Below are 24094 nucleotides of genomic sequence, written 5' to 3' on the forward strand. Positions count from 1 at the left end.
TTATATTTTAGAAATCGCGGTTTTTCTTTTTCTTCTTTTTCTTTTTTACCAGGCCAGCTGGCGTGTAATCAAATTGTTCTTTGGCCGAAAAAAGAATATCCAGTAATCCTTCGTTTTTAATACCTGGTTTTATAGTTTTTTCCTGGTGCTTTAGTTGGTTCATGTCTTTCTGTTTCGAACCTGCAGAACTACTGTTTGCTGTTTCATCCTGTGTCAGTGGTTTTTCGTTTTCAGTTGCCAGCCTACTTTGCAAAGCTGCTGCACTGTATCCCTTTCCCAAATCACTGCCATTAAAAACAACTTTACTTTGATTATCCACGAAAGTGACACCATATAGCCTGCCTTCCGTATTTTGTCTCAGTATTGTATAGATTTGTTTTTGTGATAGAGCCACTACTAAATTATTCATATCCCCCATTGCCGTTTTCAGGCAATCATCAATGGCATTTTTAGTTCTTTGCTTCAATGGTTCTTTTGCGGATTCATTGGTAATAAATTTCTTTTCCAAATTATCAAGTATTGGTTTACATCCGATAGCGCTTGCTTTAATAGGTACTCCAACCTTATTACCATTCGCATCCAAAATGCGGTAAACCAGCCCGCGCTTTTTGTAAATCCTTCCTTCTTCCTTTCCCCTGTCTGCAATAACATTGAATTGTTTTAAAGCCGCATTAAACTCAGGCAAGGAAGTAAACTTGTATTGACTGAATACTGCACCTACCACATTTGAAATACTACGCTTTGTTTCCGACTTGCCATAGATGGCTTTTTGTGCATCCACCGGCTTGATACCAGGCTTTATCAATTGCTGCTGCCGTTCTGCTTTTACCAGTCCATACATTTGCTCTATTTCCTTTCTTGCTTTTTCTGATTGATTCCTTCCGATATTGTGGGTATTAATCCTGCCGCCATCTGCTTTGATAGTGGTGCTTACAATGTGGATGTGCGGATGCCCGGCATCTTCATGTTTGTAAACTATAAAAGGCTGCTCTCCGAATCCAATTTTATTCATGTACAACTCTGCAATTTTTAAAAGCTTATCATCAGCTATTTTTTCTGATGGGTCAAAATTTAGTGATACATGAAGGGTTTTAGTTGTTGCTCTGTCATTCAAACTATTCAGTTGTTCAAAGCCATCTAATTTTTGATAAAAGTTCATATCCTTTGCTTCGTTTAAATAATTAGCCGCCTGTAAACAAACTGCGTTTCCATTTTGCACTTTCTTTTCGTTGTAGTTTAATGCAGCTTCAATACTTTTTGGTATCGTTATTTTAGTAACCATTGTTCGTAGAGTTGATTCACCTTTAATTTTATTTCCTCCACCTTGTTCACCAAAGATTTTTGCAACCCATCAAATTGGCTTATCCAACCCCTGAACTCTGGTATTTTATCCAGCAAGTGTAATTTGTGTACTGCCTGGTTAAAATTATTACCAATACTATTCAGTTCTTTTTTAAGCCCTAACATCTCTTTTAAAAAATCATCTGCCGATTGGTTACGATATTTAACCGTAACTGGCTTTTCCAAAGACAGTTTTCTCAGATAGCTACTGAGGTATTTCTCAGTAGTCTTCTTTCGCAGGTTTTCCGCCTTTTCAAATTCGGTATTGTTCATCCTCACTACCACCATTTTATTTCTCACTTCAATATCCTTCTTCTTCATATCCCTGAGTTTAAAAAATCTGTTTTAGTTTTTAATGCCTTTCACCATCCCGAAGCGACTCCGGAGCGTAGGGCAAGATGCCCCAAACGTATAACGTTTGTACATCTTGCCATGTGCAAGACCAGGCACATTACGCCTTGATAAAGCTTACTTGCCGGAGCATTTGTAATTAGTGAAAGATGATAAGTAAGAATAAAGAAGATTATTCCACTTATGAAGGAGATAAATAAAACTTTTAAACTTAGGTTTTTAATACTCATCACTATTCATTTTCACTACAAAACACTGTCGCTCTGTAAAGTTAAAAATTATACCAAGGTTTATCATTGTATGGCTATATTTTAGCCATGTTAATAAGTTGGTTTTGCAGCATTTGCCATTTAATTTATTATTGTGATATGAGAGATGCCCTTAAGAACCTTTTCAGCAACCAAATTACTTTGGAAGATAATAGCCAGTTTTATTACACCATAAAGCCGTATGAATTGACCAATGCGCTGGGCAATGTTATAGCAGTTTTACAAGAGTATAATTTCACAAAAGAGGGTGACAATACTGGACAATTTTCCTGCATATTATACAAGACAACAGAAGGCAATTGGTATGATGTTGCCGAAACTAATAAAATTATTGACAACTCAGTAATTATGGCTTTAAAATTGGCTGTTGACACCCATGAATTAGCTCATTGAGACTAACGCTTTTCAGTGTTAAGTTTTTATCAAAATCCTAACTATCAGGCTGAAAACTACAGTTAAAAAAGACGCAAACATTCCATATAGAAATAAAAAACGCTCCCCAACCCGAATTCTATTCAGCTTTCGCTCGAAAAAAACGCTGACTAATCTAAATAAAATATGATTGAAAAAGAGCAATTAAAAAGATTAAACGAACTGCATAAAAAAGATATAGCGGCCACTTATTTCATCAGTAAGTATTATTTTTCAGTGTCTACAAATAAATTCCGAAAGCAATTCGGGCTGTTCCCTCAAGACGCTATCACTTCATCAGTTCAAAAAGAATTACAATCTCAAAACTTGACTCCGTTATTTCATGAATACATACATTATATACATGAAATTAGCACAGTGATTGGCAATATTGGCCTGTCCCTTGATCTGATCCTAAAAAGTATTTTTAGTGCGCATTTCAGTTCCTATTTAGACAATTGCGAATACACCGGCTTTGATTTTAAAAACAAGGAACTGCTTGACAAATTTTCAAAAATCTATGCCACCAAAGAAGTTATAAATGGAGGGGGAGAATTAGAAGGAATATTACTTAAGGTTGATTCATTCTCCCTTATAGAACAAGATGCTTATCTGCTTGACGGCACAGATTTAGTTTGCTTTAAAATTGGCATCCCTTTAATAACAATAAAACTATTTATTAAAGGGCAATACAAGGATGCTTCACTTCCATTTGGCAAGTTCTATATTTATGAGGGGTTAGCTTATGAACTTGACAGGCTTATAAACCAGCAATCAAATGGATTACCCGAAATAAAAGATGACTTGAAAGCTACAGAATATACGATGCTGCGGACCCTTGCAACATATATATATCCCAACATTGATAAAGAATGTTTTTTAGTTGCTGCTTCTCTTTCCCTTTCCTATTTAGATTGCGGTAGTGTTTTCATTGCATTTATTGAAAGAATTAAAACAGCAATTGAAGCAGGCATCAGTAAGGAAAATATACTTTTTAAATTAAAGAGTGAAACAGCTGCAATCTTAGTTTCAAAGCTTGAAGATTTTAATGAAGCTCAAGATGAAATTATAGAAATATTCAAAAAGAGAAAGCAATTACACAGCGCATTTACCATTGTCACAGAAGAAGCTAAAAAAGGGTATCTATTGCGTTGCGAATCTCCGACTTTTGAGGTTGATTTTGTTATCAAAGGGGAATATTTAAGACTTCTGGAACTACTCCCTATCTGTGATTACATGTACATATTTAAGGATGAAGCCGAGTACATGAGAGATTTTCTTGGCACCGCTTCATTTGCCGATGAACAAAGCCAGGCACTAAAAGTTCTGATAGCCTATGATCATTACCAAAAAGCGCATTGGTTAAATTCCACTAGTAAAGTAGAGAAAACAGAAAAATATAAATGCCCATTCTTTTCCAGTTGTAATCTGGAATTCAGAAAAACTCATGAAGGAATCTGCGCTGAAAAACCCTGGCGGATTTTTGAAATCAGCTACAATACCGATAAACAATATTGCTGGTATGGCCAGGCAGTGGGAGAATTTAAAGGGCCTAATGAATTCTAAAGCTTGCTCATTCAAAAGGGCTATAAAAGCCCCTCATCAGCAAAGCTTAAATATCCTTCACTGGACACAATAAGGTGGTCAATCACTTTTATATCAAGGTACTTTGCAGCCTCTTTAATTTTAATGGTGAGTTCTTCATCTGCCCTGCTGGGTTTAAGGTTTCCGCTGGGATGATTATGAGATAAAACTATTGCTACGGATAAAGATTTTACAGCTGCTGCAAGAATCAATCTTGGATCGATAGATACTTCCGTCATTCCTCCGGCAAATGCCTGGTAAACTCCGAGTACCCTGTTTGCCCTGTTTAATAGTAATACTTTAAACTCTTCCTGAATTTCCATCTTGTTTTCATCCCATAGTTCACTAAAAATAACATAACAATCTTTAGAAGATTTTATCAGCGGCCTTTCAGAAGCTTTTACTTTGGTTTTGTATACCAATTCCACTTCTGCTACTTTGCTCCAATCTGGTTGAATCATTGTCTGTTCCATAACATTTCATTTTAAAGATTTAAAAATTAATTATGGAACCTGCCCCGGCTTTTGGCGACCAAGGCAAGGAAGCAACGGAATAAATAGCGCAGCGGTTTATGCCGGAATTTCATTGCCGCTACAGAAGCTAAAAGGCGAACTTTGTGGGAGAATTGATGGCACAAATTCTATATTGAACACATTTCCTGAACATTTACAATTTAGGAATGCATATTTTTTCCCATTGAGCCTTAATTTTTTTCCATTCAGAGTCTTTGAATTTTTATATAGTTGATGAATAAATATTTTAGTTCTGTTATTTAAATTCATCATTCTTAAAATCAAAAAATTATGAAAAAGATTTTTTTTGCAATTACTTTTTGATGGCAACCAGTTTTTCCGTTGTTAACGCCACCACATTGGCAAACAATGTATCATTAAGTAAAGGTTTTTCAGTGCAGGCTACCCCACCTGCAGCAGTATTACAAAGTTTTACTGCTTTGTTTGGTAATGTACCCGTAAGTCAATGGAAACTGAGAAGTGGCGGAGAGTGGAGAGCACATTTCCTGAAAAACGGGATAGCACGTTCAGATTTTACAAGCACTGGCGTGCTGGTAAAATCTGAACGTGCGTAAACAAAATATTTTCATTTAAACAGTCCGTTGTATAAAATACAGCGGACTGTTTAATTCAATGGACCAGCCTGTATTAAATAAAGGAGTGAAAAACAAAGATGGCGGTTTAAAAAAATTCCAATTATTCAATTGTGGAAAATCAGCAGGTGCAATAATTAATTATTAGCGTGTAATGGATTCTGTTCAAATGGTTCAATATGAATTAATACATGTCCTAACTGAGGAATTTCCTCACGCAGCGTATTTTTGAGTGAATGTGCAATGTTATGTCCTTCTTTTACACTGATATGAGCATCAACTTTGGCATGCAGGTCAACATGATATATCATGCCCGCTTTTCTGATAAAACATTTTTCAGTATCCTTTACTCCATTAACTGTAAGCGAAACTTTCCTGATATCTTCTACCAGGTCATCATACAAATGTTCGTCCATAATTTCTCCAAGGGCAGGCCGAAAAATTAAATAACTATTGTACAAAATAAAACCCGATGCAAAAAGTGCGGCCCAGTCATCCGCTGTCTCATAGCCTTTACCCATAATTAAAGCAATAGAAATTCCGATAAATGCGGCGACGGATGTTATAGCATCGCTTCTGTGATGCCAGGCATCTGCTTTTAATGAAGAGCTGTTGGTTTCTTTGCTTTTTTTAATTACCAATCTGAATGAAATTTCTTTCCAAATAATTATTGCTCCTAATACAATTAAAGTCCATGATTTGGGTAATTCATGCGGTGTACCAATATTTTGAATGCTTTCATAGGCAATAATGGTAGCGGAAGTAATTAAAAAACCAACAACAAGAAAAGTAATCAATGGTTCCGCCCTTCCATGCCCGTAGGGGTGATTTTTATCTGCAGGCCGGTTTGCATATTTCAACCCAAATAAAACCAACAGGGAAGAAAAAATGTCCGTTGTAGATTCAATAGCATCTGCTATCAATGCATAAGAATTGCCAAAAAAACCAGCCAGTCCTTTAATTAAAGCCAAGGTTGCATTTCCGATAATGCTAAAATAGGTTGTTCGTACAGCTGTTGCCACGTTTTGGCTTACTCCTTGATTCACGCATTCATAAATTTTGAAGCGCAAAGATAATTAAACAAGGTGCTATGTGAGCAATGTCTGTTTTCCGCTTTGCGATAGTTTTTTTCCTGATTGCCAAATGCTCTCTTCAAAATATGTTCAACATTTGCAATCATTATATAACTGCGAATAAATATGAAAAATATTGTTATTGCTTTAGTGGCATCAATTGGATTTGTAACTGCAAATGCTCAGCAAACCAGGCTGCCGGATAGCGTTAAAGTAATCCGTGATAGTGTGAAATTAATGAAGGAGATTACAGTTACCGGGTACAAAACAGTCAATGGCGTTGGGCATTTGCTGGAAACAAAAGACGGAATCATCTATGCAGGTAAAAAGAATGAAGTTATACTTGTAGACAGCATGGATGCGAATAAGGCAATTAATAATACCCGACAAATACTTGGGCGGATACCAGGTTTAAATATCGTAGAAACAGAAAGTGGTGGCTTTACCGCCAATGGAATTGCTACAAGAGGTTTGAATCCAATTCAAAGCATTGAAATGAATACCCGTCAAAACGGGTATAATATCAGTGCGGATATTTTTGGTTATAATGAATCCTATTATATTCCACCAATGGAAGCGGTAAACCGTATTGAAATGGTAAGGGGCGCTTCCTCCTTACAATTTGGTTCACAGTTTGGAGGCCTGGTAAACTATGTAACAAAAGATGCCCCTGCAAACAAACCATTTGAATTTACTACTTCACAAACTATTGGCAGTTTCGGGCTATTTAATTCTTTCAATTCAATTGGGGGCAGTTACAAAAAGGTAAGCTATTATGGCTTTCTCCAATACAGGTACATTGATGGCTACCGGCCCAACAGCAGGCAATGGCAACTGTCAGGTTTTGGTAAGGTCCAATACAAACCATCTGCAAAAACAAATGCAGGTGTTGAATATTCTTTACTCCGTAATAAACTAAAAATGCCAGGCGGTTTAACCGACAGTATGTTTGAAGCTAATCCAAAGGCTTCAACAAGGGCAAGAAACTGGCTTAAAAGCCCCTGGAACGTTCTGACTGCTTACGCAAACTTTACGCCTTCTTCAAATACTACAATCAGTTTAAAAACAACTTACCTTTTCAGTAACCGTTCGCTGGTGTGGCGGAATGAAGACGGTGGCCCTGAGGCGTTAGATGAAATAGATACCGCCACCGGTACTTATGTTCCAAGAGAGGTTGGCAGTGAGGACATGCACAATTCAACAACCGAGCTACGTTTTTCAAATAGTTATTCTTTGGGAAAACAAAAATCCACCATTGCAGGCGGCATCAGGTATGCTTATGCATGGTTCAAGCGACAAGGTGGTGGCGAGGGTACTACAAACAGTGATTTTGATTTATCCATTACAGGCAATTGGGGATATAATTTAGATTTTACTACTTCTAACTTTGCCCCCTTTGTCGAGAACATTTTTAGGCTAAGTGATAAATTTACAGTGACCCCCGGTTTTAGATTTGAATATTTAAAAAGTACTGCTAAAGGCTACAAAATTACAGATACAGTAAAACAATCTCCAAATGAAGTTAAAACAAGAACTTTCCCGCTTTTTGGTATTGGATTAGAATACAAACCTGTTTATAATACCAGTATCTATTTCAATTTCAGCCAGGCATACCGGCCTATTGATTACAGCCAGTTAGAGCCATTTGGTATAACCTCAAAAATTGACCCTAATTTAAAAGATGCTTATGGTTTCAATACTGATTTAGGTTACAGAGGAATTATAAAAAACTTTCTAAATTTTGATATGGGGCTTTTTTATATGGCTTACAATAACCGGATTGGAGTGCTGGTTCAAACAGACCCAATAACAGGTATTGATTACTCCATCAGAAAAAATATTGCTAACAGTGTTCACAAGGGTATTGAAAGTTATATTGAATTCAATCTTCTTAAATACCTTAACCAAAAATCGAAATATGGTTTAAGTATTTTTAATTCATTTGCCTATATTAATGCAAAATATACTACCGGGGAATTTAAAGGAAACAGAGTTGAGGCAGCAGCTAAGACTATTAACAGGATCGGTTTAATTTTCAGTAATAAACATTTTTCTACCACCTTTCAGGTTAATTACGTGGGAGATGCCTATGGTGATGCCACAAATGTAAAGGTAAGCTCAGACCCAATTGCAGGATATATACCAGCATATACTGTTCTTGACCTAAGCGCTACTTACAAGTATAAAAATTACGCATTAAAGATTGGTTCAAATAATTTAACTGACAAAGCCTACTTCACCCGCAGAACAGACGAATATCCTGGTCCGGGAATTATTCCCTCTATTGGAAGAAGTATTTATGTAGGTATTAGTGCTAAATTTTAAATAATTAAAAAGTAATGATATTGGCATAGCAATATTTTTTTCATATCTAAGAGCAACAAGATTTATTCATCTGTATAGGCGGGCAGGCTACAGTACCATAACTGCAAAACACACAGCAATCACCCTGTTTGGGTTTTAGTATTGTTTCGCAATTGGTGCATTTATAGAAGTACTGACAAGCATCTGTAGGCATTGTTTCTTCTTTTTTAAAACCGCAGTGAGGGCAAGTAATGATTGATTGCAATAAGATTGTTTTTTCCATTTGTTATTTCTTTTTTTCGCAGCATGATTTTAATGAATCGCTACATGATTTCTCTTTTTCGTTTTTCTCACCGAGGCTATTCATATACTCATAGCCCTTTACTTTATAGCCTGTCTTACTGATTGCCGTTTCAATTGTTTTTACATCCACTTTAGATTTATCAAAAGTGACCAGGCTGCTATGGTTGGCATAAGAAGTTTGATAGGCTAATACCCCATTTACTTTAGCTATTTCATTGTTTACTTCAACTTCACAGCTTTCGCAGCTCATACCTTTTATAGTAAACTTTACCTCTTGCCTGTTATCAACTGCTGCAACCGTTGTTGACTGCGCTTTTGGGGTTGGGTAAAATATTTTTGCATACAGAGGAAAAGTCATCATCAGTAAAGCAAAAACAGTTACAATGGCTAAAAAAAATTTTGATTGAAAGAATGAGGCCTTCTTCGTTGTGTCGCAATTGCAATCTATATCTTTTGTTGCAACGGGCTTTAATTTAAGATACCATGCAAAAGACAATACGGCTATTGATAATCCCATCAGATAAGGTCTCGCCGGTTCAATCCATGAAAAGTTGGAAGCTATACTACTGCTGCCTGCAAGCAGTGCAATAACGGGGGTTATACAACATAGTGAAGCTGCAATTGCCGAAAGAACGCCAGCACCAGTAAATGTGCCAGATGACTTTAGACTTATCATACTGTTTCCAGTTTTAGAGTTTGTACATTAATATGCTTAAAGAATGGCTTTAGTATCTTTATATTTTCCTGAGTAAGAGAGTAATAAATTGTTTGACTTTCCTTCCGGGTTTCAACAATATTTCCATCTTTTAACTTTCTCAAATGTTGTGATACGGCAGGAATACTCATACCTAATATATCAGCAAGGTCACAGGGGCATAACTCTTTTTCCTCTTCCAGTAAATAAATAATCTTCAACCTTACTTCATTTCCTGCTAAAGCCAGTACAGCAGATAAATTTCCAAAAGACTTTTGAGCTGCCCTTAATTTTACTTTACAATTTTTTATTTGTTCATGGTCGGCAAATTGCCTGATGCAGATATTATTTTCCATTACACAAAGATAAGGGAAATAACTATTTAAGCAAATACTTAAATATAGCTATAGAACTTTAATGCCTCGGCGTATAGAAGATTATACAAACCCCTATTAAAGCAACTGATGCCCCAATGATGTCATATTTGTCTGGTCGAAAATTATCAAATTTATAAGCCCAAAGAAGTGAGAGCACAATAAAGAAACCTCCATAGGTTGCATAAGTTCTTGCAAAGTTGGCTGGCTGCCAGGTAGCCACCACTCCATACAATGCAAGAACCACAGCCCCGGCTATGCCGTACCAAAAAGGTTTTCCATCTCTTAGCCAGAGCCATATTAAATAGCCGCCGCCAATTTCGCACAAACCGGCAAGTAAAAAAATGATCGTTGATTTTATTGCCATATTTTTTTTGAATTTTAAAATTACGATTGTTTGTCTTCTTTTACAATCTCAGTCTTGCAGTCGCAATTAGTATTGCAACTTGTTGTACATGCTTTAGCGCCTTTACGCTTGTTATACAATGCATACCAAAAAAAGAAGCCAGCAAGCCCTAAAGCAAGTATGCCTATTTTTTCTACATATACAGAAAGTGCAGTTAATGAAGCCACTCCAATGGCTGTTCCAATTATTGGCAAAGCACAGCACAATCCGCAAAGCGCAATTCCTGTCCAGCCTAATTTTTTATAGCAGTTTTTTTTAGTTGTTCCCATTTATAAGTATTTATACATTATTTAATCAGGTGTTCAAGTCCAAAAGATTTGAAAGCATTTCGCATTTCGGCTTTTATTTGTTTTGAGCCATATACCTGCAAATGAGTAGCTTTATTATTTGGTTCAAAAACCAAGGCCCAGGTAAAGCCTGAACAACAGCTTCTTTCAAAATTTACCATTTCCATAAGTTCATTGGAAAATTCTTTGGGTTCATTAAAAACAATATCATAACCATCTTTAAGAGAATTGATAGCTATTGCTTTGCCGAAAATTGTTTTACTTAAAGTATCGCCTCTTTCTGAAAATTCTTTTTCATTGAGGCTGCAGGATGGAATTGTCTTGATTTGCATACCAGTGTCTTTTGTTTTTATTATTAAATTTGACGAACAATTTTTATCACAGGATGCTTTGCCGCAATGGCTGCAGGTTGCTGCTTTTGGTTTTGCCTGTGCTTTTACAGGGACAGATTGCCCATTACTACAGGATGTAAATCCTGTAAGAACAGCCATCAACAGGGTTAATTTTAGCGCAAATTTTTTCATTTTCTTTTCTGTTTAAAGTGTTTAGATTTGCAAACATAAACAGTGGAGTATAGGCAACGGTCTAGGCTTTTTTAAAATAAATTTCAAAAACTATGTTAATTGGGCAACTTGTAAAGCAAACAGGGTTATCAAAAGATACTATCCGCTTTTATGAAAAGCATGGTTTAATTAAAGTGAACCGAAAGGAAAGAAGGGAGAATAATTATAAAGAATATTCTGATGAAATCCTGACAAGATTGCTTACCATAAAAAGATTAAAGGGCTTTGGATTTACTCTGAATGAAGTGGCTGATTTATTGGAGATGATTGAAATGAACGAAGCCTCCTGCAAAAATGTATCTTCTAAAATTTCATCGAAAGTTTCTTTGTTGGATGAAAAAATTCGTGAACTAATTTCCATAAGAACATTACTATTGAACGGAGTTAGCAAATGTGCAGATAATTGTAACCCTGAGTTGCCGGAAGATAATTGTGCTATTTTGGTATCAGATAAGTTTACAGCTAACTCTAATTAAAAATGACGTTAATCTATTATAAATAATTAAAAAAAATAAGTATTTCCTTTCTGAATATATTTTTTACTAAACTAATTAATTCAAAATCATCACAGTACCCAACGAGCCACGCCTTCAAGCGTGGCTCGTTTCCAGGCTTTAAAAGTCTTAATAAAAAAGGGGCAAACTTCACTGCTTGCCCCTTATGCCATCTTAATTAATAAACTCCATTATTGAATCCTTTGCAAAACCCTCACAAAGATTGAATGCTTTCTGTGTTCTCAATTGTCCTGTACCACCAAACAATAAAGATTTCATTTTGGCTTCTTCATTTTTGTAAGTTCGTACATTTTGAAAATATCCGGTAACGGCATTGTAAGCACCGAACAAACTGCCTTTGGTAGTTTCTAATTGTTGCGTTTCATTGGTCATAGCATATTCAAAAGCCGCATCCGTCATATTTTTAAAACAGGTGGATAATTCATCCTCTTTACCAGCCTGTATATTTTGCAACACTTCTTTGTTAGGCACTAAAGCCATTTGAATCAAGTTTTTTACTTCGAGATCTGTAATACGAATCTTAGCCCATTGATTAAAAACTCCTTCTAACTGGATGCTTAAATTATTTGTAATGCCCATCAATTTATGAGCCTCATCCAATCTTTCTTTTGCATTAGCGGTATGCCTTATTTTAAAAGCATTGCTATGGTTGCGAAGGGCAGCATTTAAAGTATTGTTACAAACAATTCTTACCGGAGTAAAGGCTGCGGTAATACTGCCACCGCCATCATGAGAGGTAGTTAAAAACAAATACTGCTCAATCAAATCCTCCTTACCCACTTTAATATAATTGGGCAACTTAGCCGTAATGAAAATTCTTTCTCCTTTTCCCAATGCCCCTGCGGTTTCGTATTGAATACCATCGCCGCCAACAATAGCATCAAAGAAACTAAACGCATCAATGTTCTGTACCACTTCATAATCTTTACCCACTACACCTAAAACGGTTTCATTGTCGGTGCGGATGGTGGCAAAATAATTGGGTACTTCTATTTCAGGGATTTTGATTTCGATATCTGCATTGGCTGTTTCGTTTTCGTTATCAAACGTATACAGTTTTCTTTTGGTTATGGTATAATCCAGTCCTGCAAATTTTAATGCTTCTGCACTGGTTGGGTACCCCTCTACTATTTGACCTAATCCATGCCAGGCTTTTTCTTTTACTGAAAAGAAGCTATGTTTACCTGTTAGTTCATTGAAATTTAAATTGTGTGCCATAATATGGTACGCTTTAATTTGTATTCCGCAGGCGCTACACTGTGGTTTTTGTTGAATTGAAAGATTGAAAGAAAATACCAGCCCGAATCCATTAGGGCTGGTGCCGTTTTGATTTTAGAAAGGCAGATCATCGGTTGCTGTTTCGCTTGAGGCACCCACCAAAATTTTATCTGCTGCTATGGTTTCCTGTTGCTTTGATTTACCCCCATGCAGTTTGATGCTATTCACATGCAGGGTAAGGGAGGCTTTGGGTAACCCATCTTTACCAGTATAGGCGCTTACTCCTATCCTGCCCTGCAGTTCCACTAAAGTTCCTTTAGTAAGAAACTGAGCTACACCGGGGTTTACCCAGTAGTCGCATTGTACATAAGTCACCATTTTCATTACTTCGCCGGTGGTTTTTGATTTGTAGCTGTCGTTAATAGCTACATTAAAATTCACTACCTGTTTTCCTGATTGCAGGGTGCTGATTTTTGCATCACCTGTTAATCTTGCTGTCATTTCCATGATTGATAAAATTTAAAAATGATTAATTAAAGAATTCAGCTTCGCCTCATTCATTTACCGATAGCGACCAGCCATTAGGCCTGTGGAGGAGGAACAAGGTTTTTCAAAAAAATACTACCCCATCAGGGATAGTATAAAAATTGTCAGGTGGAGATTATTTTGAAAACAGGATGCCAGCCGGAGTGTACGCAGGCGCAGACCTTTTTCCGCACGGAGCAGGACAATAATTTTGCGGTACGGTTAGTTGAATGCAATGCAAATATTTGCAAGAATAATACCCAAATTCGATCTATATTTGGGAATACCTTAATATTTCAAACCTACCTGTTTATGGCTATCTGGAAATCCTATAAAATATCTGATATTGTTAGTGAAATTGAAGACGAGAAATTTGTTTTACCGGTCATTCAAAGAAGACTGGTTTGGGATGAGGAAAAAATGGAATTATTGTTTGACACTTTACTAAAGGGTGATTCATTCGGGGGTATTATGGTTATAGAAGAAGATAGAGACACCAAACCTCTTTTTAATTACAGACCATTTACAAAAGATGGTGGAATCATTAGTTCGCGACAGGTAGATCATTTAACCCAGCTTCAAAATTTTGTAATTGACGGACAACAACGACTGCAATCCTTTTATATTGGCTTAAAAGGAAGTATTAATGGTAAAGTCTTATACTTTGATTTATTCAGTGATTATAATACAGAATTCGAATTCAAATTTGAAAATGACAAAACAAAATTATCCAAGCAATCAAAAGATAATACAGACAGGACTATCCCCGAACATTGCTGGTACCTTGCGAGTTCATTATTAAAGAGATTAAAAGATACTAATGACGAAGATCAGGTTGCGGAAGAAATAATAAAGTCACTTGGTATTATCGACCCCATTCACAAAAAGCATATTGAGAAAAATGTAAAGGCTTTTTACAAAAACACATTGACAGCAGACTGCATGGGAATTTCAAAAGTTTCAATAAATAAGTCCTATGATGAAATTTCAAATAAACAAAGAATTGTAGAACTTTTCAGGAGACTGAATGATGGAGGTACAAAACTTTCATCATTCGATTTGGTTGCTTCGATTTTAAAAGGATTTGCCTGGGAAATGGAAAGCTTCCTGGAAGAAACGCTGAAAAGTTATGAAGAAATTGGATTATCACAAGATAATCTAATTAAGCTGATTTTTTTATTACAGGATAATCATAATAAAGAAATGGCATCCATAGAAGCAGGTGATGCGGATTTTGCCATTAAAAACAGAGAGCGTATAAAAATTACATTAAAATGTTTAAGGGATTTTCTTATAAATGCCAATCTTTACAATTATTATAAAGATGGCAATCGCTCCTTTATTCCATTATTTTTTATTGCCTATCACCTCTTTCATAAAGAATTAAGTGATGACGAACTCAATAAGTTCTTTGCCAATTTTGATGCAAAGAATTCAGAACATCCAAAAATGGAAAAATGGATATACCATTCTCTCATTAACGGAGTTTTTAAAAGTAAAGGGGCAGGATGGATTCCTTATAAGACCGGAATAAGGAAGTTACTTAATAAAATGCAGAACTTTAAGAATCTGGATTTCCCGACCGATGAATTATTTAAAGTATACGCCGATCATCCCATTACTTTTACTACTACTTACGATAGTACCAATCTTGACCAACTGGATACATCATTTTTATATTACCTAATATATGATCGAAACCAAACCATACGAATAAATGACATAGATCACATTATGCCTAAATCCATTCTTGAAGGATTGGGACTGGAGCCTTCAACGATTAACAGTATCAAAAATTTTCAGCTAATTGATTTCAATACAAACAGAGGAGTTAAAAATGCCAGCCCTTTTAAACACTGGATAAATAATAATGTTGCCGATAAAGCCGCATTCATTAAACGTCACCTGATCCCAATAGACGAAACAATCTGGACAGAAGATAAGTTTATTGATTTTACTAACGCCAGAGCCATATTGATTATGCAAAAAATAAATCATTATATCAAATAGATGAGAAATTCTATTATCGAATCAGTAATTGTGTTTGGTGAGGAACGAGCCAATCTCAATGACCACTATCCTTATCCGGTACAGTTCTCCCGGTTTATTTGCCGCAGGCGCAAAAGAAATAAGACGGGTGTACTGTGCAGGTTCTTTACAATGGCTTTCTAAATGACTTTATTTAAACTTTTAAAGAACCCGTTAGGGATAGCAACGAAAATCCTTCTGATAAGAAGATTGCAGTGAAAAGCCCGGTCCGCCGGATGGCGGAAACGGCATAGACATATTAAGCAAATTGTATTACTTTAAAAAAATATTCTGAAAGCTGGCAGCTTCCTATGGCTTTAGTTTTATTACAGTTTCATCCGCTGTATCCTTACCGCATTCAGAATTGCTAATAAAGCCACGCCAACATCCGCAATGACAGCTTCCCATAATGTAGCAATGCCACCTGCTCCAAGAATCAATACAATTATTTTAATAGCCATTGCAATGGAGATGTTCTGCCAAACGATACTTCTGGTTATTTTACCAATTTTAATGGCAGTGACAATTTTAGAGGGCTGGTCGTTCTGAATAACGATATCTGCGGTTTCAATGGTAGCATCACTTCCCAATCCACCCATTGCAATACCTGCATCGGCCAATGCAACCACAGGTGCATCATTCACCCCATCACCCACAAAAGCAATGTGCATCCCCTCATTTTTTAATGCCTCCACTTTATCCACTTTCCCTTCCGGCAACAGATCTCCATAGGCATTATCTATGTTCAATGTTTGCGCTACTTTTGAAACCACTGCCTGTTTATCACCGGATAACATTACGGTCTTAATATTCAGTTTATGCATATCATCAATGGCCTGTTTTGCATCATCTTTTATTTCATCGGCAATGGTTATATATCCGGCATATTGATCATTCATTGCAATTACCACAATGGTATCGACCAGGTTATCGATTTCTGAAGGGTATTCAATATTGAACTTCTTTAACAATTTCACATTGCCTACTAACACGTTCTTTCCATCAACCATCCCTTTTAAACCATGCCCTGCTACTTCTTCAACATTTTCTGCCTTTAAACTTGCAGCATTTTTACCTGCATATTCAACCACCGCTTTTGCAATGGGATGTGTTGAATTGCTTTCCAATGCCGCTGATAATTTAACCAGTTCATCTTTGTCGATACCCTTTGCCACAACTTCCTGTACCTTAAAAACACCCTTGGTCAATGTGCCTGTTTTATCCATCACCACTACATTCACTTTTGTAATCACGTCTAAAAAATTAGAACCTTTAAACAAAATGCCGTTTTTTGAAGCCAGTCCTATTCCACCAAAATATCCTAATGGTATTGACACTACCAAAGCACAGGGGCAGCTGATTACCAGGAATACCAATGCCCTATAAAACCAAACGTTAAAAATATATGGATCAGCAAAGAAGTATGGAACAAGGCAAACCCCAACAGCCAAAGCAAAAACTATAGGGGTATATATTTTTGCAAAACGGCTGATGAATAATTGCGTCTGTGATTTTCTAGCTGTCGCATCCTGTACCATTTCTAAAATCTTGCTCAGCTTGCTGTCTTTAAAAAGCGATTTTACTTTTATTTCAGCAACTTTATCAAGGTTTATCATACCTGCAAGTACCTGCTCCCCTTTTCGTTTAGTATCTGGCTTACTTTCACCAGTAAGCGCCGCCGTATTAAATGTGCCGGCATCCGAATTCAGCTCTCCATCCAAAGCCACTTTTTCCCCGGCCTTTACCTGTATAATTTCATCTACCTGTATTTCGTTGGGATGAATAACCGTAGCAGTTCCATTCCTCAAAACCGTTACTTCATCGGGTCGTATATCCAATAGCGCTTTAATACTTCTCTTTGCTTTGCTCACTGCAGCATCCTGGAACCATTCGCCAATAGAATAGAAAACCATAACCGCCACACCTTCGCTATAAGAGCCAATACTAAATGCGCCAATGGTTGCCACACTCATTAAAAAGAACTCATTGAAAAAATCAAATCGCATCGCTTTTCTGAAAGCCAGGTTCAAAACATTGTAACCTGCAAGCAAATAGGCAACTACATAAATAATCAAATCAACCGGAAAAACCGGTTTAAACTTTAATCCAAATTCCAATACCAGCATAACCAATAATATCGCAAGCGATGACAGTAAAGGCCAATGACTTTTCCAGCCATCTGAATCTTCTTCGCCATGCTTATGATCATCACCATCCTCATGCTCTCCATTATCATGGTCATGCCCATCCTCTTTACTATGGTTGTACCCTTTTGTATTTTCCGGTTGATTGACAAATCCTTTTTTTTGTACATCTTTTTCGTCTGTGTCGCAGCATTCTTTTGGCATATATAATTTTTTTTAAGAAATGAAAAATGAGATAATGCCTGTCAGGACTAAAGTCCACCCGGTAATTATCCCGGACTTATGTTCGAGAGTATGCCAGTTTAATTTCAAAATACCTTTATACGCAAGTCTTACCCACAATACCATTCCGGAAACTGATATGGTGAGATATAGTGTAGCTATACTTATTACAGCCCATAACCCGTATGCACCAGCCAAGAGGAAGTAAGCTTCAATTTCCATACAGGGCGAAAGAAACATCGCAACTACCAATGCCAGTATAATTTTATTTTTAGGAAGTGTAGGCTTAGGCGTTTTATGCAAATGAAAATGCTTGTGCCGGTGATGCTGATAAATGAAAAATATGCCTAATAATATCAAAACAGCAGGTGCAATAAAATGAGTGAAGTATTCAATTTGTTTTGCAAGCTGTAAGCCCAACAAGCCTAAAACAATCCCTATCACAATCGTACTTAACGCATGCGCCAATCCTGATAAAAATGTTACTTTAGTTATTTCCTGCAAATTCCAGTTATCCTTTTTGCCAATGGCCAATACCGGCAGCCAGTGATTGGGTATCACTGCATGTAATAAGCTTAAGAGAATGCTCCCTATAAAGATGCTGTACATTGCGGTTATGGAAGAATAGTTAACTAAATAAAAGGGGGTTGCGGAAACATATTTCTGCAACCCCTTTAAAATAATTGTATAAGCCGGCTTATGAAAACACCTGCACCATTCCAAGAATTGATGCCAGCATTACAACGCATTTCCAGCAATTGAGCCTGTTCATTTTTATTTGATTTTAAGATGTAAAAATACATTATAGTAAATTTAGTTGTTGTTAATATTTGGTTGTTACTCTTCGCTGCTTCCTTTTGTAAGCTGGGATAATAAATAGTAAGCCCCTTTTGTAACTACTTTAGCATTTTCCGGTATTTCTTCCAGTGGCAATATTTCGGTAAAGCCCATATCGCTTACTCCTACAGTAACCGGTATTTGTTTGTAATGATTCTTTTTTGTTTCAACATAAATATAATGTTCGTCGCCATTGCTTACCACTGCATCACCGGGCAAGGCATTGGCTTTATAGTTGTCAACCTGTATCCTTGCTTCTACATACATTCCAGGCAATAATGTTTCGGTAATCCCTTCTATTTTCGCATGGGCTAAAATGGCTTGCTGGTTGTCTTCAAAAGATTTGTTTAATGCAAAAATGATTGCAGCATGTGTGTGATTTGCATCATTCGCATCTGTAAACACAATTTTGTCGCCGATTTTTACTTTGGCGATATCCTTTTCAAAAAGAGTTAAATCTAAATGCAGAAAACGGTTATCAACAATATCAAACAAAATAGTATTAGCATCTGCAAACTTCCCCATTGTTAAGTTGATGTGGTGAATAAAACCACTTATAGGCGCTGTTACTGCAATTTGGCTGGTAAAATTGGTAGCGCTGATATTGGCCGCATTGATACCCAGCAACTGTAATTTAGTTTGCAAGCCTTTTTGTTTAGCCTCCGCCATACCCAATTCATTTTGTACCTGCTGCAAGGTTTTTGTGGCATTGATACGGTCTTCCTGTAATTCCTTCTGGCGTTTAAATTCTGCCTGCAGATACACCAACTGAGATTTGTTTTCCAAATAATCCTGCTGCAATTGTATTACTTCATTGTTTACAATGGTTGCTAATATTTGCCCCTGCTTTACAAATGTGCCCTCGGTTACGTTAATGGTTTTTACTATGCCCCCTGTTAAAATACTTACCTGTGCCTGGTTCTGCGGTGGCAAGGTCAGTTTACCGTTTACCTTTAAAGTAGATTTTAAATTACGCTGTTCAATATCACCTGTTTGCAAACCAATCGCTTTAATCTGGTCGTCAGTAAGTTCTACTTCAGTTGCAACCGGTTCTTCTTTCTTTGCAGTGCTGTCTTTTGCAGCAGGCACTGCCTTGGTTTCTGTTGCTTTGTTTTTGCAGGATGTAATTGCGAAAAGCAAAACGAACATTATTAAAAATATATTTTTCATTATTGAAATTCTTTTAATGGTTTAATAAGTAGTTGAGTTGGATAATGGTTTGGTTGTAACTGTTGACGGCAGCCAGATAATCGGTTTTTATTTTGATGGCATCTTTTATATTCTGAATGTATTCAATATAACCGATATCGCCTGCTTTATAACTGCGTTGAGCAGCATTGATGATACTTTCCGACATTGGCAAGCCTTCGGATTGATAATATCTTAACTGCTCTAAACTTTGCTGTTGTAACTGATTTTGCTGTAAAAACAAAGTAGCAATTTCCTGTTGCGATTTATCCAATTCCTTTTTTGCAATTTCAGTTTCAAACTTTGCAGCCTGAGTACGGGCCTTGACACCATTTTTAAATATGGGGATATTGATGCCGACACTTCCATAATAGAATTGTGTTTGCTTATCTAAACTTTGTGCATTTACACCCAAGTTAAAAGAAGGCTGCCCTTTTGCTTTTTCGGCTTTAATGGCCAATTCTTTTGCCGTGATCTGCTGCTGCAAAAATTGTAATACAGGATGCTTGTTTACCAAACCGCTATCGCTTAAATTTATTTCAGGCAATACTTGATAGGTTAATGGTGCCTGGTATTGGTCTGCGCTTCGCAACCACTTTTGTAAATCTGTTAAATAAAAGGCGACTTCTGTTTTTGCTTTTGACAGTTGCAACTGCAAATCTTTTCTTTGAAGTGTGGCATTTATTTTTTCCAGTTTATTGCTTTCGCCAACCTGGTACTTTTTGTTGGCATACCTTTCATAATCTGCAAAGATGCTATCAGTCTGTAACAGCAAGTTATATTGCTGCCAACTATACAACCAATTGTAATATACATTGGAAACATTGCGTACCAATTCATTTTTTGTAACGGCTTCATACGATTGTGCAACGGCTACATTTTGTTTTAACAAATTTTTCTCTGCCTTGTAAGCGTTGGGTAATTTAAAGCCTTGCGCCACGCCTACATTGTAATCAAACACTTTGCTATTGATTTGCCCCAAACCTGTATTGATATTGAAAGGGTCTAAAATGGTGGCTGTTCCTGTTAAGGCTTTTTGTTGCTGGGTTATCAAACTGGCTTGCTGAATAGTTGGATAGTTCTTTATTGCTAAATCCAACGCATTTTGTAAAGTCAATGTTTCCCGAAAAATCGGGACAGGTGTGTTTTGGGCATTTGCATTAAACCCAAAAAACGAAAACATCAAAACCAATATCGTTATTGCACTTGCATTTATTTTCATCTTGTTTTTTCTTTTTAAATAAAATAGACTGTATAAAACCGGCAGTACAAACAGCGTTAAAAATGTGGAAGAAAACAAGCCTCCAATTACAACGGTGGCCAAGGGCTTTTGTACTTCCGCACCAGCACTGTTGCTAAATGCCATTGGTAAAAACCCCAGTGAGGCTACGGCTGCGGTGGCTAATACCGGTCGTAATCTTGCAGCACTACCTTTTAAAATTCGTTTGGTAATATCTTCTTCGCCTTCATCTCTCAGCCGGTTGTAATAGCTGATTAACACAATGCCGTTCAAAACTGCCACACCAAACAGCGCAATAAAACCAACTCCTGCGGAAATACTGAAATTCATCCCTCTCATCCATAAGGCAATGATGCCGCCAATGGCTGCTAATGGGATGGCAGAAAAAATGATGATGGCTTCTTTTGCAGAACGGAAAGTAAGGAACAATAAAAAGAAAATCAGCAGCAGAGAAACGGGTACAGCTAATTGTAACCGTCCTTTTGCCTCTTGTAAGTTTTGAAACTGACCACCATAAGTAATGTAATACCCTTCAGGCAACTTTAATTTTGCATCTAGGGTTTGCTGAATTTCTTTTACCACACTTTCCACATCCCTGCCCCTGGTGTTCGCTTCAACCACAATTCTGCGTTCTGCATCTTCCCGGCTTATTTGTGCGGGGCTTGCTTTAAAAGTTACATCGGCGATTTCGCTTAACGGTATTTGCTTACCGTTTGGCAATGGAATTAATAATGCCTTTAAAACATCCGCATCGGTGTTCGGATCTTTGGTAATCCTGACCACCAGATCAAATTTTCTTTCACCTTCATACACCACACCTGCATACCCTCCTGCGTACGCGGTATTAAGGGTTGCGTTCACGTCAACAATGTTTAACCCGTATTGGGCAATTTTACTGCGGTTGTATTTTACCACCAATTGCGGCATACCTACAATTTGTTCTACCTTAACATCCACCAAACCATCAATGCCTTTGACCAATGATTTTATTTCATTGCCTTTCGCAAATAATTTGTTCAGATCACTGCCGAATATCTTTATGGCTATATCGCTTTTTACACCTGCAATTAATTCATTAAACCGCATTTGTATTGGTTGCTCAAAAGTCAGATTAACGCCTGGTATGACGCTCATTCTTTTGTTCATCATTTCAGCCAGCCCTTCTTTGTCTTTTGCCGAAGTCCATTCTTTTTTATCTTTTAAGACGATCATTACATCGCCGCTTTCAATCGGCATCGGATCTGTAGGAATTTCGCTGCTACCAATTTTACTTACTATCTCTTTTACTTCCGGAAATTGCCTCGCTATTTTTTCTAACTGTGTTGCGGTTTCGATAGACTGCGGCAAACTGCTTCCCTGCCTGATCGCATAGTTCACAGCAAAATCACCCTCATCCAATTCAGGAATAAACTCGCCACCCAAAGAATTAAAAATGAACAGTGAACCAATAAATAATAACAAGGCCATTCCCAAAACCGGTATCCTGTATTTGATTATCCTTTGCAGAAACGGTCGGTATCTACCGATTAACCATTTCATTACTTTATCTGTAATGTTCTCTTTATTGGTTATTTTTTTATTGAGAAACAAACTACTTATTAGAGGCACATAGGTAATAGATAAAATCATTGCACCGATGATGGCGAAACTTACTGTTTGTGCCATTGGCATAAACATTTTTCCTTCAATGCCGCTCAATGCAAAAATGGGAATGTAAACTATAAGGATAATGATTTGCCCGAAAACTGCACTGCTCATGATCTTGCTGCTGCCTGCGGTTACCTCTTCATCCATTTTTGTTTGCCCTAATTTTTGTCCTTTAAAATCATGGAAAAATTTATGCGTTAAACTTTCTACGATGATAACTGCACCATCCACAATTAAACCAAAATCCAATGCACCCATGCTCATCAGGTTGGCACTTACGCCAAACAATTTCATCATGGCAATGGCAAAGAGCATTGATAAAGGGATTACACTAGCCACAATTAAACCAGCCCTGAAATTACCCAGGAAAAGTACCAACACAAAAATTACGATCAATGCACCTTCCAGTAGATTGGTACTTACTGTATGGGTTGCCCTTTCAATTAATTTTGTTCTGTCTACAAATACGTCAATGCCTAAGCCTTCGGGTAAATATTTCTCAATAGTTGCCACTCTTTCCTTTACCCTCTCAATAACCCTTACAGCATTTTCTCCTTTCTGCATCAGCACCACGCCACCAACAGTCTCGCCCTTTCCGTTACGTGTTAAAGCGCCGTACCGTGGGGCAAAGCCAAAATCAACCGTACCAATATCTTTTATTAAAACAGGGATTCCTTTTGTGTTTGCAACAACGATATTGTTGATGTCGTCTAACTTTTCAATCAAGCCTTCGCCACGGATAAAATAAATGTTTGGTCCCTTGTCAATGTAGCTGCCACCCGTGTTAGAATTGTTTTTTTGCAGGGCGTTGTACACATCAATTAATGTAAGGTTCATTGCTGCAAGTCTTTCAGGCTTTACACTTACTTCGTATTGTTTTAGTTTGCCGCCAAAGCTGCTTACATCTACCACTCCCGCTGTGCCTAAGAGTTGACGCTTTACAATCCAATCCTGCACTGTCCGTAAATCGGCAGAAGAAAATTTATCTTCAAAACCTTTTTTGGGAACGATCACATATTGATAGATTTCTCCTAAGCCTGTTGTGGGTGGTATCAAATCGGGCTGTCCATATTCCTTGGGGATATTTTCCTGTGCCACTTTTATTTTTTCTGCGACTAACTGTCGTGTAATATTCAAAGGCATATCGTCCTTAAAAACGATGGTGATAACCGATAAACCGCTGCGGCTGGTGCTGCGCAATTCAACCAATCCCTGCAGAGACTTAAATTCTAATTCTAAAGGGGTGGTTATAAACTGTTCCACTTCCTGCGTTGCCAGGTTGGGGCTGTTGGTAATTACCTGCACCTGGTTATTGGTAACATCGGGGAGGGCATCAATACTTAACTGTGTAAAAGAATAAAGCCCCCAAATAATAAAAATGCCCAACAACATACCCGTAACAAGTTTATTGTATACGGAAAACCGAATGATTTTATTTATCATTTTAATATTGAATCAGGTTAAA

At 37.1% G+C, this 24094-nt stretch carries 22 protein-coding genes; 6 read left to right on the forward strand and 16 right to left on the reverse strand.

Going from position 1 to position 24094, the window contains the following annotated elements; all coding sequences use genetic code 11:
- Window positions 1–7 precede the first annotated feature (7 nt).
- Window positions 8–1282: a relaxase/mobilization nuclease domain-containing protein gene (locus ACYVM0_RS10900; protein WP_460556816.1), complete on the reverse strand. Its 1275-nt coding sequence runs from the start codon at window positions 1280–1282 to the stop codon at window positions 8–10.
- Window positions 1267–1662: a plasmid mobilization protein gene (locus tag ACYVM0_RS10905; RefSeq protein ID WP_460556819.1), complete on the reverse strand. Its 396-nt coding sequence runs from the start codon at window positions 1660–1662 to the stop codon at window positions 1267–1269. Before ACYVM0_RS10905 ends, ACYVM0_RS10900 begins: the two co-directional genes overlap by 16 nt.
- 398 nt (window positions 1663–2060) lie before the next feature.
- On the opposite strand from ACYVM0_RS10905, the gene ACYVM0_RS10910 reads away from it, so the two are divergent.
- Both ACYVM0_RS10910 and ACYVM0_RS10915 read left to right on the forward strand, forming a co-directional pair.
- Entirely contained in the window at window positions 2061–2354 is a 294-nt protein-coding gene (locus tag ACYVM0_RS10910) for a hypothetical protein (protein WP_460556822.1), read from the forward strand.
- A gap of 165 nt (window positions 2355–2519) precedes the next feature.
- Entirely contained in the window at window positions 2520–3938 is a 1419-nt protein-coding gene (locus tag ACYVM0_RS10915) for a hypothetical protein (protein ID WP_460556825.1), read from the forward strand.
- Between the two features lie 20 nt (window positions 3939–3958).
- Here ACYVM0_RS10915 and ACYVM0_RS10920 read toward each other — a convergent pair whose 3' ends face one another.
- Window positions 3959–4429: a JAB domain-containing protein gene (locus tag ACYVM0_RS10920; RefSeq protein ID WP_460556828.1), complete on the reverse strand. Its 471-nt coding sequence runs from the start codon at window positions 4427–4429 to the stop codon at window positions 3959–3961.
- Between the two features lie 362 nt (window positions 4430–4791).
- Here ACYVM0_RS10920 and ACYVM0_RS10925 point away from each other — a divergent pair, with 362 nt between their 5' ends.
- Entirely contained in the window at window positions 4792–5043 is a 252-nt protein-coding gene (locus ACYVM0_RS10925) for a hypothetical protein (protein WP_460556831.1), read from the forward strand.
- A gap of 155 nt (window positions 5044–5198) precedes the next feature.
- Here the strand turns inward: ACYVM0_RS10925 and ACYVM0_RS10930 are convergent, their stop codons facing one another.
- Window positions 5199–6107: a cation diffusion facilitator family transporter gene (locus ACYVM0_RS10930; RefSeq protein WP_460556834.1), complete on the reverse strand. Its 909-nt coding sequence runs from the start codon at window positions 6105–6107 to the stop codon at window positions 5199–5201.
- A 153-nt stretch (window positions 6108–6260) separates the two neighbouring features.
- Between ACYVM0_RS10930 and ACYVM0_RS10935 the strand changes: the two genes are divergently transcribed.
- Complete coding sequence (locus ACYVM0_RS10935; protein ID WP_460556837.1) at window positions 6261–8459, forward strand: TonB-dependent receptor family protein; 2199 nt, start codon at window positions 6261–6263, stop codon at window positions 8457–8459.
- 46 nt (window positions 8460–8505) lie between these two features.
- Here ACYVM0_RS10935 and ACYVM0_RS10940 read toward each other — a convergent pair whose 3' ends face one another.
- The 6 genes from ACYVM0_RS10940 to ACYVM0_RS10965 are packed head-to-tail and all read right to left on the reverse strand — an operon-like array spanning window position 8506 to window position 11026.
- A complete protein-coding gene (locus ACYVM0_RS10940; protein ID WP_460556840.1) occupies window positions 8506–8721 on the reverse strand; it encodes a GDCCVxC domain-containing (seleno)protein in 216 nt (71 codons plus the stop codon).
- 3 nt (window positions 8722–8724) lie between these two features.
- Window positions 8725–9417, reverse strand: coding sequence for a mercuric transport protein MerTP (gene merTP / locus ACYVM0_RS10945; RefSeq protein ID WP_460556843.1), 693 nt, complete (start codon window positions 9415–9417; stop codon window positions 8725–8727).
- A complete protein-coding gene (locus ACYVM0_RS10950; protein WP_460556846.1) occupies window positions 9414–9791 on the reverse strand; it encodes an ArsR/SmtB family transcription factor in 378 nt (125 codons plus the stop codon). The genes merTP and ACYVM0_RS10950 overlap by 4 nt, the downstream gene beginning before the upstream one ends.
- 58 nt (window positions 9792–9849) lie before the next feature.
- Window positions 9850–10176, reverse strand: a complete 327-nt coding sequence (locus ACYVM0_RS10955; RefSeq protein WP_460556849.1) for a YnfA family protein — start codon at window positions 10174–10176, stop codon at window positions 9850–9852.
- Window positions 10177–10196: 20 nt separating this feature from the next.
- Window positions 10197–10484 carry a hypothetical protein gene (locus ACYVM0_RS10960; protein ID WP_460556852.1) on the reverse strand — a complete coding sequence of 96 codons (288 nt, stop codon included), beginning with the start codon at window positions 10482–10484 and terminating at the stop codon, window positions 10197–10199.
- 17 nt (window positions 10485–10501) lie between these two features.
- Window positions 10502–11026: a hypothetical protein gene (locus ACYVM0_RS10965; RefSeq protein WP_460556855.1), complete on the reverse strand. Its 525-nt coding sequence runs from the start codon at window positions 11024–11026 to the stop codon at window positions 10502–10504.
- Window positions 11027–11118: 92 nt separating this feature from the next.
- Here ACYVM0_RS10965 and ACYVM0_RS10970 point away from each other — a divergent pair, with 92 nt between their 5' ends.
- Window positions 11119–11541, forward strand: a complete 423-nt coding sequence (locus tag ACYVM0_RS10970) for a MerR family transcriptional regulator (protein ID WP_460556858.1) — start codon at window positions 11119–11121, stop codon at window positions 11539–11541.
- 192 nt (window positions 11542–11733) lie between these two features.
- Here ACYVM0_RS10970 and ACYVM0_RS10975 read toward each other — a convergent pair whose 3' ends face one another.
- Together ACYVM0_RS10975 and ACYVM0_RS10980 are read right to left on the reverse strand one after the other, a co-directional pair.
- Window positions 11734–12798: a DUF932 domain-containing protein gene (locus ACYVM0_RS10975; RefSeq protein WP_460556861.1), complete on the reverse strand. Its 1065-nt coding sequence runs from the start codon at window positions 12796–12798 to the stop codon at window positions 11734–11736.
- 114 nt (window positions 12799–12912) lie between these two features.
- Window positions 12913–13305, reverse strand: coding sequence for a single-stranded DNA-binding protein (locus ACYVM0_RS10980; protein ID WP_460556864.1), 393 nt, complete (start codon window positions 13303–13305; stop codon window positions 12913–12915).
- Between the two features lie 147 nt (window positions 13306–13452).
- Here ACYVM0_RS10980 and ACYVM0_RS10985 point away from each other — a divergent pair, with 147 nt between their 5' ends.
- The gene (locus ACYVM0_RS10985) at window positions 13453–15333 is read left to right on the forward strand and encodes a DUF262 domain-containing protein (protein WP_460556867.1); all 1881 of its coding nucleotides are present in this window, start codon (window positions 13453–13455) and stop codon (window positions 15331–15333) included.
- Between the two features lie 344 nt (window positions 15334–15677).
- Here ACYVM0_RS10985 and ACYVM0_RS10990 read toward each other — a convergent pair whose 3' ends face one another.
- The 4 genes from ACYVM0_RS10990 to ACYVM0_RS11005 form a co-directional block, all read right to left on the reverse strand.
- The gene (locus ACYVM0_RS10990) at window positions 15678–17699 is read right to left on the reverse strand and encodes an HAD family hydrolase (protein WP_460556871.1); all 2022 of its coding nucleotides are present in this window, start codon (window positions 17697–17699) and stop codon (window positions 15678–15680) included.
- Window positions 17700–17711: 12 nt separating this feature from the next.
- Window positions 17712–18251: a hypothetical protein gene (locus ACYVM0_RS10995; protein ID WP_460556874.1), complete on the reverse strand. Its 540-nt coding sequence runs from the start codon at window positions 18249–18251 to the stop codon at window positions 17712–17714.
- Window positions 18252–18554: 303 nt separating this feature from the next.
- Window positions 18555–19724: an efflux RND transporter periplasmic adaptor subunit gene (locus ACYVM0_RS11000; protein WP_460556877.1), complete on the reverse strand. Its 1170-nt coding sequence runs from the start codon at window positions 19722–19724 to the stop codon at window positions 18555–18557.
- Window positions 19725–19737: 13 nt separating this feature from the next.
- Window positions 19738–24072, reverse strand: a complete 4335-nt coding sequence (locus ACYVM0_RS11005; protein ID WP_460556881.1) for a CusA/CzcA family heavy metal efflux RND transporter — start codon at window positions 24070–24072, stop codon at window positions 19738–19740.
- Window positions 24073–24094: the final 22 nt, after the last annotated feature.

It is taken from the genome of Ferruginibacter profundus (assembly GCF_054783275.1).